The sequence below is a fragment of the Vibrio sp. Vb0667 genome (assembly GCF_033391095.1).
The window spans coordinates 62,132-78,355 of sequence record NZ_JAWPOL010000012.1; the positions used below are offsets into that span (position 1 = coordinate 62,132).

The window sequence follows — 16,224 nt, forward strand, 5'->3', positions numbered from 1 at the left end:
AGGATGTTTTAACAATCAAATAGGGAATTAACAAGAGAAAAGGTGCGTTTTCGCACCTTTTTGTTTGGTATTAAATGAAAACAACCAAATTAAGCGAAATCGAAAGACTCCGTGTGATATTCGACTTCTAATTTGAAGTGTTCTTCTAAAGTATCAACCAGCTTTTGATGGAATGTGCTCTGCGTGAGATACACTTCCTCTACCACTTTTTTGGGAAGGGCTTCAGATACCCATTGCCCTTCTTTGTTGTACTTGCCAATATGATATTTAGCAGTAAAGCCTCCCTCGATGGATTCCAAATCCATCCACCAGCCCCAAAATTCACGCTTCTCAGGCGATTTTTTGTCGTCTACACATACAGATAAACAATCAAAATAATAGCGCCCTTCTTGCGATTGTGGTTCGCGCAGGTAAGGCCCTATCGCCTTCAACTTTGACATCAAGCGAAAGTGAGTCGGGCCCTGAGTCGTCTCTGACATATGAATCTCCGTTTTCATAGTTAAAAGTAAACACCCAAGAATGATTATTATTTTTAATTATCATGAGCTTATTTTTTGCTCAGATATATCACTCTTAACTAATTTAGGAGAATTGTCACCCTAATAATTCATCTTCTAGCCACTTTATGGCTAAATCGAGGGATTGCTCATATCCTTTTGTAATTGTTTTGGAACTGATTTTTTTTGCTCTACCATACTGGCTAAATAGAGCAACAAGTTGATTATCACTGTGTGGCGACACTGGATCGCCTTCAAGACTCAAAGCCAAAATAGGCACTTTGGTTTTTCGACTGCTCAGGAAGCCCTGAACCTTCAATGACCACGCCATCATCTGACCAGCCATGCTATTAATATCAACCGCATTTTTCCCCAAACGGGAAGCCAAAAGATCTAAATACATCTTCGGCATTTTTTGTAACTTCTGAGGGGAAGTAAAAATATCATGTACGGGTGCGCCTAGAGCGACACAAGCTTTGATCTTTTCCTGCTCGACAAAAGAGAGTCTGATCATGGCATTACCACCAAAACGAAACCCAACTAACCCCACTTTGTGATGATCAACCCAAGGTAGCGAGTAAAGCTCATTCAATACCGCTTGATGTAGGCAACTTGAATTCTCGGTCAAGGGCCAATGAGAGCTATGCCCTACTGAAGGCATGTCTACGGTTAACATCGCAATATCTCGCGGTGCAAGACGATTACGGAACAAACGCCACATGTCGGTTTGTAGAGTATCCAAACCAGCGCTCACCATGACCACAGGCAACTGTTTATCCGTTCTTGGTAAATGGAGGTTCGCGATGATTTTGCGATTTTGGTAAGGCACTTCAATTTGCTTGATGGTGTACTTAGTTTTTTCTGCGCCGTCAGAATACGCTTTGTTTGCCAGTACTTGAGCCTGCGATGCCAAATTGTCATTTTTTAAATGTGGGTAGCCTGCAATACTAAAACACAAAGAAGCAGTGAAGAGTTCATCCGCTGCCTCTTCTCCTTGCATTTCATTTGCTCGCTTCTGATGATCCATACCAAGCTTGATCCACTCAAATGTCCAGTTACCACTGTGATAACCCATTACAGTGTCTAACCAATCATCATTGGTTCGCGAGTGAGAAGATGAAGCAATTTTAGACAGTACGCCTTCCATTTCGATCGGAGACAATCCTTGCCAAGCCCATTGCAAGCGACGCAAATGACGATACCAAGCACGATCACCTTGCGCTTCTCGTTCATCAAGTATTTTTTTACTGGTCGGCATGTACTGGGTAAGCGCGGAGGTTTCTTTTGCTTGCTTATGTTTCACGAACAAAGTTTCGGAAAGATTTTTACTGACGTCTTCAGACATAGGAAGAACCCTAGGCTATTAGCATGATTTAATATCATAATAAAAAAAATGCCCCTATAAAGGGGCATTTCTCAATATTCTTTAACCGCGCTTATTTTTGCTTGCGGTTTACTGGCTCAGCATACTGGATTGACATATCCCAAGGCTGCTCGATCCAAGTGTCTTGAGCAATATCTACAACGTAATCATCCAGCAGCTCTTTGCCTGATGGTTTCGCACACACAGCGATCATTTTCGCTTTTGGATACATCTCACGTAGTTTGCGCGCTGTATCACCACTGTCTACTAGGTCTTCAACGATTAGGTAACCTTCGCCATCACCTTCAGGTGCTTTTAGTACCGTCATGTCGCGCTGATGATCATGGTCGTAGCTTGAAATACAGATTGTATCAACGTAACGAATACCCAGTTCACGAGCCAAAATAGCGCCAGGAACCAAACCGCCGCGGCTTACCGCCCAAATTCCTTTCCATTGCTCAGCTGGCATTTGTTTTTCAGCCAGTTCACGGCAGTAAGTCTGCATTGCATCCCAAGTGATAATGAATTTTTTACTCATTGTAATAACCTAATAATTTGAAAATATGCATCCTCAAAATCTAGCGAAGTCACTCAAAAGCGGAATGCTCACTAACTTCTCCAAAATGTTTGGAGACGAGGATTTCAAGCTGCGCAAACGATTATTCTACCGAAACACACCGCTAATACCAACGGTGATATCAAAATTCTCTGCCTATTCCGCAGAAAAACCGTCTTCTGTGAACAACGTAAAAAAGAAAAAGCCAGCGTGAATAAATCCACACTGGCTTTTTGCTCGAGAAATTAACCGACGAGGTATTTAACGATGAAGATGGCTGACATCACCCATACACTCATCGACACTTCACGGCCCTTACCGCTGAATAACTTGATCGCCGCATATGCGATAAAGCCTAACGTGATACCTTCTGCAATCGAGAATGTTAGCGGCATAACTAAACAAGTCACAACAACTGGGGACGCTTCAGTTAGGTCACGCCAATCAATGCTTACTAGCCCAGACAGCATCAAGATCGCCACATAGAATAGCGCACCTGACGTTGCATAAGCAGGGATCATACCCGCAAGTGGTGAGAACAATAGAGCAAGTAGGAAGAGTACACCAACAACCACGGCTGTTAGACCAGTACGCCCACCCGCAGCCACACCAGAAACGCTTTCAATATAAGATGTCGTGTTAGAAGTACCAAGTAATGCACCTACTGACGTTGCTGTTGAGTCTGCAAGTAACGCTTTGTTTAAACGAGGGATGTTGCCATTCTCATCAGTTAGACCTGCTTTTTGAGAAACGCCAACGAGCGTACCTGCGGTGTCAAATAAATCGACAAATAGGAAAGCAAATACGACGGAAATCATGCCTACTTCAAACAAACCAGAGAAATCCAGTTGCATGAAAGTTGGCGCAATGCTTGGTGGCGTTGACATAATACCGCCCCACTGCACATCACCAAATAGAAGACCAAGCGCTGTAACGCCAAGAATAGCGATCATCACCGCACCTTTCACACCACGGTGAACCAATGCAATCGTAAGAAAGAAGCCAATCGCGGCCAATACAGATGGCAATGATGTGATCTCTCCCATAGAAACTAATGTCGCTGGGTTATCAACGACGATACCTGCATTTTTTAATGCGATAAACGCTAAGAAAAGACCAATACCAGCTGAAATACCTGTTCGTAGAGAATGCGGGATCGAGTTAATAATCCACTCACGGATCTTAAATACGCTTAAAAGAATAAACAGAAGGCCAGAAACAAATACAGCCGCTAACGCAACTTGCCACGTATAACCCATTCCCAATACAACAGAGTAAGTGAAAAATGCGTTCAGGCCCATTCCTGGTGCCTGTGCGATTGGGTAATTCGCAACAAATCCCATAATAAAACAGCCGATTGCGGCAGCAAGACAAGTCGCGACAAAAATGGCACCACGGTCCATACCGGTATCCGACAGGATCGCTGGGTTTACAAAAATAATGTAAGCCATAGTTAGGAAGGTCGTAACACCTGCAATGATCTCAGTACGCACATTTGTGCCATTTTCACTGAGTTTAAAAAGCCTCTCGAGCATGATCGAATCCTGTAAAGGTAAAAAAAGTAAACGGTTGCGTAATCGATTGGCGGGAATTATAAAGTTATCAAATAGCAAATTCTAGATAGAATCTTCACTCTAATGCGTTTTTTTTCTTTGGATATGAAACACATTCTCTAACCTATCAAAGTAGGCAAAGGAATATATTCTTACAAAACAATAGGTAACCTAGATAACACAGTTCCCTAAAAGAGAATAAAAACTGAGCAATGTACTAAACTTTCAGATGAAAAAGGCCCATTTTTAACATGGTATCTAACAGATTTGATGGAAAAGTCGATAAAACCGAAGAATGGGGAATAGAAGAAGGCTTTGATGGCAATAAGTGAGTCAGGAAGAGAAAATAGAGATAAAAAAACGCCACCCAATGTGGGTGGCGGTGAATCATGTCAGCACTATCACTGAAAAAAAATTCCAATTTATAGGGGTGAACAAACTGTTCGAGTCACATGCGTTGACTTCACTTAGTAGCCAAAGCTTGTTGGGTATACAAAGTTACCGGTGTAAACAGACTTGCTATTCCAGAACATTGTACTTGGTAAACCTTTCATAACTATCACCTTTTAAATCAATTAAACATTCGTTGATTTCTCGGTTCCTTGGAGGCGATAAAACGGACTCATCCTTTGAGCATTTCATTCTTCTCTCAGAAGCTGGTTACAAATATACCACCAAGAAATTTAATTACAAGCATTTTAGTGACTGGAATCACAAAAAATACATAAATTGACCTTTATCAAAGTTTATATGTAATTAAATTACAATTTTATGAATTGAAAAATAAAGCCACTTTCAGAATGTATGATAGAGAACACATAGTGCTTGTTATTGTATTCACAAACTGTGACAGTTCTGAGAGAAATCCTTGTGATCGCGACTACTCGTACTCCTTATCTGGTGGTATGCTAACGGCAATTTGAAGGCCAAATCGTCTAGCATTTAATGCTACCTTGACAATATTTTTACGGTATATATTTGGCAAAGCACATCAAAAGGAGTCCTCCGTGTCTGAGTTCCATTCTGAGATCAGTACCTTATCACCTGCTCCACTTTGGCAGTTTTTCGATAAGATTTGTTCTATCCCTCATCCATCGAAACATGAAGAAGCATTAGCACAGTACATTATCAACTGGGCAACAGAGCAAGGCTTTGACGTTCGCCGTGATCCAACTGGTAACGTGTTCATCAAAAAGCCCGCGACACCAGGAATGGAAAATAAGAAGGCTGTTGTACTTCAAGCACACATCGACATGGTGCCGCAGAAAAACGAAGACACTGAACACGACTTCACCAAAGATCCAATCCAGCCTTACATCGATGGCGAATGGGTAACTGCGAAAGGCACGACGCTTGGTGCAGATAACGGTATTGGTATGGCTTCTTGCCTTGCTGTATTGGCATCTAAAGATATTAAGCACGGTCCACTCGAAGTTCTGCTGACGATTGATGAAGAAGCAGGCATGACTGGCGCATTTGGCCTTGAAGCTGGTTGGTTAGAGGGTGAGATTCTTCTAAATACAGACTCTGAGCAAGAAGGCGAAGTCTACATGGGTTGTGCAGGTGGCGTTGATGGCACCATGACTTTCGATATTTCTCGAGAATCAACGCCTGCAGGTTTTGTAACACGCCAACTGACGCTGAAAGGCCTAAAAGGTGGTCACTCAGGTTGTGACATTCACACAGGTCGCGGTAATGCCAACAAATTACTTGGTCGTTTCCTTGCCGGTCATGCTCAAGAGCTTGATTTACGTTTAGTCGAATTCCGTGGTGGTAGCTTACGTAATGCAATCCCTCGCGAAGCGTTTGTTACTGTCGCGCTTCCTGTCGAAAACCAAGACAAACTTGCTGAGCTGTTCAACCACTACACTGAGCTGCTTAAAACTGAATTGGGTAAAATCGAAACAGGTATCGTAACCTTTAATGAAGCGATCACGACTGACGCGCAAGTATTTTCAATCGCCGATCAGCAACGATTCATTGCGGCACTTAACGCTTGTCCAAACGGCGTAATCCGTATGAGTGATGAGGTGGAAGGCGTTGTTGAAACTTCTCTAAACGTTGGTGTGATCAGCACAGAAGAAAATAAAGTCACCGTGCTTTGCTTGATTCGTTCTCTCATTGACTCTGGCCGTAGCCAAGTGGAAAGCATGCTGCGCTCGATTACTGAGCTAGCAGGCGCACAAATTCAGTTCTCAGGCGCTTACCCTGGCTGGAAGCCAGATGCAGATTCCGAGATCATGGCAATTTTCCGTGATATGTATGAAGGCATTTACGGTCATAAGCCGAACATCATGGTCATCCATGCTGGTCTTGAGTGTGGCCTATTTAAAGAACCATACCCACACATGGATATGGTTTCTTTCGGTCCAACAATAAAATTCCCTCACTCTCCAGATGAGAAAGTGAAGATTGATACTGTTCAGTTGTACTGGGATCAGATGGTCGCGCTTTTAGAAGCGATTCCAGAGAAAGCATAATTCAATCACGAAAAATGACAAAGGGTGCCATACGGCACCCTTTTTTTGGTTTAGTTGAACCCAACTACACACGGTTTTGCGCGTAAGCGGCTAATTCATCCATTGAGGTTTGTGCAGCAACTTCACCATCAATGTAGTAAGTAACAAACTCACCATCGCGTACACCCATGAGTGTCGCCTTTTCACCGTTACTGTAAGTAATATCCATTTGAACAGTGTTCTCATCGATTTGCTGCATTCGCCCCTGCTCAATGACACGGTTATCCGCTAATGGTGCGATTGGTGCCGTCGTTAACGACTTATCTAACTGGTGATTGACATCAATGTAAGTATCTACCTTTGTATCGAAGATATGTGGCTTACCATTTAACGGGTTCTTACCCGTCCAAAATTCTAGAGAGTTAAACACGATATAATCCGCTGCGATCGCGACACCATAAACAGGCGCTAAAAGCATATTTAGACCACCTCGAGCGTAACGGTTGTCAACAGCTTTCAAGTTAAACCCCATGACATAACCTGTCACGGCATTACTACCTACGCAACCTGAAAGTGAAACTGCTACCGCAGTCAATGCACCAATTTTAGCAATTGCCTTTTTCATCAAAACCTCTAGTTAGAAAGTGTGAAACCTCAAATTCGGCGCGGATATTATCGGATAAAAAGTAGGGTTAAAAGTCCGTTTTTTTGTCCTCCATGAACAGTATTATTTTTAATACAGTCACATTTTTTAAGGCTATTATTGCGCACTCTTCTCTATGTCTTGTTATGTATTAAACTGATAGAAAAGATCATATTGAAAACAAAAACTTCACACATACCAAAATTTCACGCATGACGATTAAAGTAATTTGTCGTGTCCTTAATGAGAATGATTAGTGCGATTTTGCAGCAATTGTTACATTGCTGATGACGCATTTGACAGAGATGGTTTATGGCCAGAAGTAAAAAAAGCAAAGTGTTTGAGCTCTTAGGACATCAAATACAACCAGGACAACGATTAGAGATCGAATTTGAAGCAGCGAAGCTATATACACATTCGCCTTTATCTATTCCTGTGGAAATCATCCATGGGAAACAAGAAGGACCAGTGTTAATGGTGAATGCTGCTATCCATGGTGATGAGCTTAATGGCGTAGAAATCGTTCGTCAGATCATTAACCAACTGGATCCACAAAAACTGAAAGGCACTGTCATTGCAGTACCTATCGTTAACGTTTTTGGCTTCATCCATAAATCTCGTTACTTGCCCGACCGACGAGATCTCAACCGTTGCTTTCCTGGCAGTGAAAAAGGCGCACTTGCATCTCGTATGGCACACGGGTTCTTTAACAACATTGCCAAGCGTTGTGACTACATTTTGGATCTACACACAGGGGCAATTCATCGCACGAACTTGCCACAGATTCGCGCAAACTTAAGCAACCCAGAAACTCTACGTATTGCTCAAGCATTTTCGACGCCAGTGATTGTTGATTCAGCATTGCGTGATGGCTCTTTACGCAGTGAAGCAGAAAAATGCGATATTCCAGTGCTCACCTACGAAGCTGGCGAAGCATTGCGTTTTGATCCACTTTCGATAAGCGCTGGTGTACTCGGGGTTCGGCGCGTAATGCAAGCCATTGGTATGTTGCGTGCGAGCAGGAAAAAGCTGCCTGAGCCTATCATAGCGAAGTCCACCAGCTGGGTTCGCGCGTCAGGTAACGGCATTTTGCGTACTGTCGTTAATCTGGGAGACAAAGTAGAACAGGGGGAATCGCTCGCTTACATTAGCTCTCCTCTTGGTCATGATGAGATAGAACTAAAAGCCCCGAAGCGTGGTTTGGTTATCGGTCAACAAACATTACCATTGGTGAACGAAGGCGATGCAATTTTCCACCTTGCCTATTTTAACCAAGGTGATAATGCTTTAGAGCAAGCAGTCGAAAGCTATATTGAAGGCCTCACTGAATTCGATGCCGAGCCGCTGACAACCGGACAGATACCGTTAGAAACTCAGTAATTCCTATCAAGTAGGCGCCTGATTAGCTCAAAAGGAGCAACAGTGCTCGCACTATCTTGTTTAAAGCCAATAAGCTCAGCGTCCATGATGCTGGGCTTTTTGTTTTATGTACGCTAACGATACTTATCGTAGTTTCCACGAATGGATAAAAAACTTTACAATCCATCGCAAAAACACATTTGATAATTAATCTCATTATCATTTATTAATCGTAATAATGTTCTTATAATCCGAGCTTCATAAAAACACTATAAATCATCAATATGAAACGATTAATAAGTCATCCATTCAAAGTAAATCTCATTTCACTGGCTTTGCTCTTCCCTCTTTATTCATATGCTGAGACAACGCCAAATGAAGAGCTTGAAGTCATAGGCGTTCGTTATGCCAAACCTATTACCATTGCTGAGCCTGCGCAAACCACCATTAATTGGTCAGAGATTGAAGAGCAACAGTACTCTAATTTTGCCTCAATGATCGATGCCGTTCCCGGTGCATCAATAGATGGTGGCGGTCGTTCTGGTGGCGAACGTATTAACATTCGTGGTTTTGATGATCCAAGCGATATCGCCGTCTTTGTCGATGGCGCTCCAATTGGCTTTCAACAATACCGCTACGGTACCTTCTTTTTTGATCCGTTCTTAATTGGCGAAGCAGAAATTATCAAGGGCGCGCACGACTATCGAGCACTCAACGGGAAGTTTGGTGGCTCCATTCGCATTAAAACCAAAAGTGTCGATGATCTCCTTTACGGCGACAGAAACTTTGGTGCTCGCATCTCAAGTGCATACAACACTAACGGTGATGAGAACGCCTACACGCTAACACTCTATGGTAAAAACGATACTGGTTTTTATTTTCTAGCGAATGGCTCGGTAAAAGATTCTGATGACATTAAAGTCGGAGGTGGTGAAACGTTGGATTACTCAGGTTATGAGCAAGAAAACATGCTCGTAAAGGTCGGTTATGAAAACAACGATCACGAGTTTGAAATTAGCCACACTCGCTACAAAGATGAAGGTCGTAAACCTTGGGCTAACCGCCGCGGAAAAATGCCTAACATCACCGAATACAATATCAAGAAATACGGCTCATTAGAAAAAGCCCAATACGCTTACACCGTTGATAACAAATACACGGACAACACCACAACCATCTCTTACCACTACATGCCGACTAACCCGTATATTGATTTCAATATCAAAATGGCACGTTCCGAAAACGATCGTCATTGGGTTCGCCCTGACGTAGCATTCGAGAAAATGTTCGTTTCTGTTGGCAGTTACGGTCATGAGTCATGGCTGAGTTACGAGCGTGACTACGTTGATGTGTTTAACCAAGCACAATTCGGAGACCACACTCTAGTCACTGGGCTTCAATATCAAAAAACCGATAGAGACTCGTTAGTATTCAACGCATCATACGACAGTAATGAAGCGAAAAACTACGGTTGGTACACCCCTTACTACGAACCATCTGGCACGCAGTCAATTTATGCCGCTTACATTGCTGATCACTATCAAGCAACAGACCGCCTAACAATCACACCTTCTCTGCGTTACGAATACATCAAGAGTGAAGGAAAAGGGAACGCAGCGCCGGATTATAATGATCCAGCTGCCGGACATGACTATGGTGAAACGACGCATAAAGGCTTTAGCCCACGTTTGGATATCGACTTTGATGCGAGCAATAATACGCGTTTAAACGCCTCCTACGCCTACGCTTTAAAAGCACCAACCGTTGATAACATCTACTCAGTGCAATATGCGCGAGCTACCGCTACGGCTACTGCTTTGAATCTGGACGTGTCTCGTATCCATGCTTATCAAGCAAGCGTTATCAACTTAACGGAAGGGCTGGTGAACTCTCGCGATAACCTCGCAACAGAGTTAACTATGTTCTATAACGATGTTAGCGACACAGTTGATATACGAACGGGCGAAAACCTCGACAAAAATACTACTGAGTTACAAAGCTGGAATACAAACCTAGATGGCTTTAAAAACTATGGCTTTGAGCTAATTTCACAATACCGGATTGAAGATTTCTACAGTAATTTCTCAGCAAGTTACATTCGCGGCAAAAACAAAGGTAGCCTATCTGACTCTACAGGTTCAGATGATGATCATCCTGATGTACCGCCATTAAACATTAATCTGGGTTTAGGTTACGAATGGATTCCTGGTTTACGTACGGGCTGGGAAGTCCGTTGGTATGATGCGCAAACCAAAACCAAGGCAAGCGGTAATAATTTAAAAGTGAAATCGCCAAGTGAGCAATACACGCTACAAAACGCTTACGTGGTTTGGGAAATACAACAAGTCGAAGGCTTGAGCGTTGGCGCGGTTGTGAAAAACTTAACCGATCGTTACTACGAAGCATACCTATCTAATGGCGTGCCTTCGCCTGGTCGCGAAGTCAAACTGCACCTCACTTATCAATACTAACCATACCTAAAAGATGCAGGGCAGACATTAACTGCCCTGTTATATCGTATCCAATGGCCATAATTGCACGCCGTTTTATTTATCAGTATTATCAATTCCTTTTGCTTGCATACACATTATGAACAATCTAAAAACACGGCTTCTTCTGATTTGCTTCTTCCCTGTAGGTAGCCTAGCGCAAGCTTCTGAGAACATTGCAGACTACTTACAAGAACAAAGCAAGCACCAAGTTTCAGAAGATTTTTACGCACAGCCAACAGCAAATAACCTGAATCTAGATGCAAAAACTAACTCTTTAACTTGGCACGAAGATGGTAAGCCGGATCACTGTCGTTACGCCAAGCAGCCCAAAGACGTCGCAACACATTTCGACTACGGTGAAGCAAACGATCTATCTGACGGCTTACAACACTTTGATTTACCGGAAAGACATTCTGCAAAGGTCAAATCGACACATCGCACTTATGCTAATAACCCTCACCTTCTTCCTGGCAATAAACAATTTGCAGCCCCTGAAGACGGCACGTTTAGCCTGTCCGTATCATCGGATTGTTTTTAGCCGATATAAATAAAAAATGCCCTAAGACAAAACTCAGGGCATTTTCACTATTTGTTTGATGGGTAACGTCACCATCTCACCGATTTAAACTTATTCTTCGTCAGTGTCTACTTCGGTTTCACGTGCTTTGCGGGCTTCTTCTTTACGAACTTTTGCCGCTAGTTGTTCTGCTTCGCGCTCTTGACGTTGCGCTGCTTTACGCTCGTTACGAACCACTTGGTTTTGGATAAATCCAGCCAGTTCTTGTTCAGCCCAAGCTTGTGCTTTCTCTTCGCTGTCAAAGCCTGTTTCACGCTTTGATACTACAGTCTTACGAGATGTCACTTGGCGAGTGATTTCTGCGCTCCAGCCGTTACGTTTTTCAGTGACGCGGATAGCAAATTTTGGATTCTTAGACATTTCTTTCATTTCCTAAGGGATTTAGGGATCAATCAGGGATTCGGTCAACTTGATAACTCCATCTAAGCTGAGCTGTTTAACACCATCCCTTGGTAAGCGCGGTATTAGAGCATAAAAGTAATCTAAACGCTGCAAGTTTTTTACGCTAGATAATAGATGACAAAGAAGAGGCAGAACAAAGCAACGTTTCGCCAAGTCACTAGAAAGAGCGACGAAGAAAAAAGAGTGATAAGAAAAAAGAAAGCGCTGGTCTCTCAACCAACGCTTTACTTAAGCTAGATTAACCTTGGTTAATTAACCGATATTCTTACGGGCATTTTGGAACATACGCATCCAAGCGCCATTTTCACCCCAACCTTCCGGAGCCCAAGAATTTGCAACTGTGCGGAATACGCGCTCTGGGTGAGGCATCATGATAGTTACGCGACCGTCTGCTGTTGTTAAACCGGTAATCGCGTTTGGCGAACCATTCGGGTTGTTCGGGTATTGTTGTGTTGGGTTACCGAGGTTATCCACGTAACGAACCGCAACCGTACCTGATGCTTCAATCGCTGCTAGGTGCTCTGTATCACGTACTTCTACACGCCCTTCTCCGTGGGAAACCGCGATTGGCATGCGCGAACCAGCCATGCCGTCGAAGAATACAGAATCAGATTTCTGTACTTCGACTAGGCTAAAGCGCGCTTCAAAACGCTCAGATTCGTTGCGAACAAAACGTGGCCACAAGTCTGCACCAGGGATCAGTTCTTTCAAGTTCGACAGCATCTGACAGCCGTTACACACACCTAAAGAGAACGTCTCTTCACGGTTGAAGAACGCTTGGAACTGCTCACGTGCTTGTGCGTTAAACAGGATAGACTTAGCCCAACCTTCACCCGCACCTAGTACGTCGCCGTAAGAGAAGCCACCACAAGCTACTAGGCCATGGTATTCATCCAGTACCGCTTGGCCTGTTAGGATATCGCTCATATGGATGTCGGTTGCTTCAAAGCCTGCTCTGTCAAACGCTGCTGCCATTTCGACGTGGGAGTTAACGCCCTGCTCACGTAGAATTGCCATCTTAGGTTTAGCACCTTTCGCAATGTACGGTGCTGCAACGTCTTCATTTACGTCGAAGCTGAGCTTAACGTTTAGACCCGGGTCAGAGTTGTCTTTCTTAGCTTCGTGCTCTTGGTCTGCACACGCTGGGTTATCACGTAGGCTTTGCATCTTATGCGTTGTTTCAGCCCAGATAACGCGTAGTTCGGTACGTGAACGTTCAAGCACAACTGCATCACCAGAAGTGATAACAAAGTCGTCTGAAGCTTCAACAGAACCAATAACATGTGAGCATGCCTCTAAGCCGTTTGCCGCCAGAGTAGATAGAACTGAATCTAGATCATCATTCTTAACTTGAACAACCGCACCTAGCTCTTCGTTAAATAGAACGGCTAGCGCATCATCACCCAGCTCTGCGATGTTCGCTTTTACGCCACAGTGACCCGCGAATGCCATCTCAGCCAGTGTAACAAACAGACCGCCGTCGCCTTTATCGTGGTAAGCCACTAGCTTGTCATCACGTACTAACGCTTGCATTGCATCAAAGAAGCCTTTTAGCTGCTCTGCATTATCTACGTCAGCAGGTTTGTCACCCAGCTGTTTGTATACTTGTGCCAATGCTGTCGCACCTAAGCGGTTTTTGCCGTTACCCAAGTCAACAAGAACTAGAGAAGTCTTTCCTTTGTCAGTGCGTAGTTGTGGAGTCACGGTCTTACGTACGTCTTCCACACGGCCAAATGCCGTGATAACTAACGACAGTGGAGAAGTGACTTCTTTGCTCTCGCCGTTTTCTTCCCACTTGGTTTTCATCGACATGGAGTCTTTACCAACTGGGATAGTCAAACCTAACGCAGGACACAATTCTTCACCAACCGCTTTCACTGCTTCGTAAAGACCCGCATCTTCACCTGGGTGACCCGCTGGAGACATCCAGTTCGCAGACAGTTTAATGTGTTTAATATCACCGATGTCTGTTGCCGCAATGTTCGTTAGTGACTCACCAACGGCTAGGCGAGCCGATGCTCCAAAGTCTAGTAATGCCACTGGCGTGCGCTCACCCATCGACATTGCTTCGCCATGGTAAGTGTCGTAGCTTGCCGCTGTTACTGCGCAGTTTGCTACTGGTACCTGCCAAGGACCAACCATTTGATCACGAGCAACCAGACCCGTTACTGTTCGGTCACCGATAGTAATTAGGAATGTTTTTTCTGCAACAGCAGGAAGACGAAGTACGCGATCCACCGCTTCATTAAGCTCAATACCATCACGAACAATGGCAGGGCTTTCCACTTTTAGTGTGGTTGCGTCGCGGTGCATCTTCGGTGGCTTACCAAGCAGGATATCCATTGGCATATCGATTGGCGTATTGTCGAAGTGAGAATCTTCTAGCGTTAGATGACGCTCTTCTGTCGCCACACCCACCACTGCATACGGTGCGCGTTCACGCTTACAGATGGCGTCGAATGCTTCCATGTTTTCTGGCGCTACCGCTAGAACGTAACGTTCCTGTGATTCGTTACACCAGATTTCCAGTGGGCTCATGCCCGGCTCATCGTTTGGTACATCGCGTAATTGGAACTTACCGCCACGCTCACCGTCGTCGACAAGTTCAGGCAATGCGTTAGAGATACCGCCTGCACCCACATCATGGATAAATGCGATTGGGTTGTCGTCGCCTAACTGCCAACAACGGTCGATCACTTCCTGACAGCGACGTTCCATCTCTGGGTTTTCACGCTGTACTGAAGCGAAGTCCAGATCTTCTGCTGACTGACCAGATGCCATGGAAGATGCCGCACCACCACCAAGACCGATGTTCATTGCCGGACCACCAAGTACGATTAGGCTCGCACCCACTGGAATCTCTTTCTTCTGTACGTGTTCATCGCGGATGTTACCCATACCACCAGCAATCATGATTGGTTTGTGGTAACCACGAATTTCTTCACCCGCATGAGAAGTGACTTTTTCTTCGTAAGTACGGAAGTAACCCAATAGATTTGGACGACCAAATTCGTTGTTGAATGCCGCGCCGCCAAGAGGGCCTTCAAGCATGATGTCTAACGCATTCACAATACGACCCGGCTTGCCGAAGTCGGTTTCCCATGGCTGTTCAAAACCAGGAATACGTAAGTTAGAGGTTGTAAAACCAACCAGACCCGCTTTTGGCTTACCGCCGATGCCCGTCGCGCCTTCGTCACGGATTTCACCGCCTGAGCCAGTCGATGCGCCCGGCCATGGAGAGATTGCCGTTGGGTGGTTGTGCGTTTCTACCTTCATCAAGATGTGCGTATCTTCATGGTGGTACGTGTATTGACGAGATTTAGGGTCAGGGAAGAAACGCCCCGCTTTAGAACCAGTCATAACGGCTGCGTTGTCTTTGTATGCAGACAGCACATAGTCAGGTGTCGTTTCAAAAGTGTTTTTGATCATTTTGAACAAAGACTTAGGTTGATCTACCCCGTCGATAGTCCAATCTGCGTTAAAAATTTTGTGGCGACAATGCTCTGAGTTCGCCTGAGCAAACATCATCAATTCAATGTCGTTTGGGTTACGCCCAAGCTTAGTAAAGTTCTCTACCAAGTAATCAATTTCATCTTCTGCGAGTGCCAAGCCAAGGGAAACGTTTGCCTCTTCAAGCGCAAGACGACCGCCAGCTAAGATATCAACATGTGCGACAGGCTTAGGCTCTGCAACAGTAAATAATGCTGATGCGGCTTCAAATTCTGTGAATACTGTTTCCATCATGCGGTCGTGAATTAACGCTTTAACAGCGTCAGCTTGAGCTTCTGAGAGAACAACTGAAGATTCGACATAATAAGCCGTACCACGCTCTAGACGTTTCACTTTCTCCAGACCACAGTTAACAGCGATATCGGTAGATTTAGAAGACCAAGGCGAGATAGTGCCAGGACGAGGCGTGACAAGAAGTAGAAGACCTTCAGGCTCATGCTCTTCGATGGTTGGGCCGTAAGTTAGTAACTTTTCAAGTTTTTCTAACTCTTGGTCATCAAGGTCTGACTTTAGATCGGCAAAGTGCATAAACTCGGCATAAATGCCAGTTACAGGCAGATCTTGTTCACGACAAAGTTCCAGTAGTTTATTAACACGAAACTCAGAAAGAGCTGGGGAGCCACGCAAAATTCTCATGTGCTTAGGTCTCTTATGCAATTGATTAAGGTGATATTGGAATAAATTCAGACACTTAAAATAAGCCCTGTCGAACCTATGCCGATTCCACCTCGTCATTGCGAGCGCATTATATAGTAATTGTTTTTGTGATGTAACACCAAAAGCAACCGTTTGCGTCATTTTTTTTGTCAAATT

Annotated in this window: 11 protein-coding genes; 4 read left to right on the top strand and 7 right to left on the bottom strand. The window is 44.2% G+C overall.

Annotation, left to right across the window (positions count from 1 at the left end; all coding sequences use genetic code 11):
* Positions 1–89: 89 nt before the first annotated feature.
* From crl to R8269_RS13330, 4 genes are all read right to left on the bottom strand, one after another.
* On the bottom strand, positions 90–479 hold the full coding sequence (gene crl, locus R8269_RS13315) for a sigma factor-binding protein Crl (protein ID WP_005381584.1): 390 nt from the start codon (positions 477–479) through the stop codon (positions 90–92).
* Between the two features lie 115 nt (positions 480–594).
* Entirely contained in the window at positions 595–1,842 is a 1,248-nt protein-coding gene (gene frsA / locus R8269_RS13320) for an esterase FrsA (RefSeq protein WP_005381586.1), read from the bottom strand.
* A gap of 91 nt (positions 1,843–1,933) precedes the next feature.
* A complete protein-coding gene (gene tet(34) / locus R8269_RS13325) occupies positions 1,934–2,398 on the bottom strand; it encodes an oxytetracycline resistance phosphoribosyltransferase domain-containing protein Tet(34) (RefSeq protein ID WP_005381590.1) in 465 nt (154 codons plus the stop codon).
* 263 nt (positions 2,399–2,661) lie between these two features.
* Positions 2,662–3,951, bottom strand: a complete 1,290-nt coding sequence (locus R8269_RS13330) for an NCS2 family permease (RefSeq protein WP_005381592.1) — start codon at positions 3,949–3,951, stop codon at positions 2,662–2,664.
* A 1,025-nt stretch (positions 3,952–4,976) separates the two neighbouring features.
* Here R8269_RS13330 and R8269_RS13335 point away from each other — a divergent pair.
* A complete protein-coding gene (locus R8269_RS13335) occupies positions 4,977–6,449 on the top strand; it encodes an aminoacyl-histidine dipeptidase (RefSeq protein ID WP_005381594.1) in 1,473 nt (490 codons plus the stop codon).
* A gap of 64 nt (positions 6,450–6,513) precedes the next feature.
* Here the strand turns inward: R8269_RS13335 and R8269_RS13340 are convergent, their stop codons facing one another.
* Positions 6,514–7,053, bottom strand: a complete 540-nt coding sequence (locus R8269_RS13340) for a DUF3332 domain-containing protein (RefSeq protein WP_005381596.1) — start codon at positions 7,051–7,053, stop codon at positions 6,514–6,516.
* A gap of 330 nt (positions 7,054–7,383) precedes the next feature.
* Here R8269_RS13340 and R8269_RS13345 point away from each other — a divergent pair, with 330 nt between their 5' ends.
* The 3 genes from R8269_RS13345 to R8269_RS13355 all read left to right on the top strand — a co-directional run bounded on the left by R8269_RS13345 (position 7,384) and on the right by R8269_RS13355 (position 11,460).
* Complete coding sequence (locus R8269_RS13345) at positions 7,384–8,451, top strand: succinylglutamate desuccinylase/aspartoacylase family protein (RefSeq protein WP_005381597.1); 1,068 nt, start codon at positions 7,384–7,386, stop codon at positions 8,449–8,451.
* Between the two features lie 263 nt (positions 8,452–8,714).
* Positions 8,715–10,901, top strand: coding sequence for a TonB-dependent receptor domain-containing protein (locus R8269_RS13350; RefSeq protein ID WP_005381598.1), 2,187 nt, complete (start codon positions 8,715–8,717; stop codon positions 10,899–10,901).
* Positions 10,902–11,019: 118 nt separating this feature from the next.
* Positions 11,020–11,460, top strand: a complete 441-nt coding sequence (locus R8269_RS13355; protein WP_005381599.1) for a hypothetical protein — start codon at positions 11,020–11,022, stop codon at positions 11,458–11,460.
* A gap of 90 nt (positions 11,461–11,550) precedes the next feature.
* Here R8269_RS13355 and R8269_RS13360 read toward each other — a convergent pair whose 3' ends face one another.
* Entirely contained in the window at positions 11,551–11,859 is a 309-nt protein-coding gene (locus R8269_RS13360) for a DUF3622 domain-containing protein (RefSeq protein WP_025998700.1), read from the bottom strand.
* 294 nt (positions 11,860–12,153) lie between these two features.
* Entirely contained in the window at positions 12,154–16,047 is a 3,894-nt protein-coding gene (purL, locus tag R8269_RS13365; RefSeq protein WP_053306532.1) for a phosphoribosylformylglycinamidine synthase, read from the bottom strand.
* Positions 16,048–16,224: the final 177 nt, after the last annotated feature.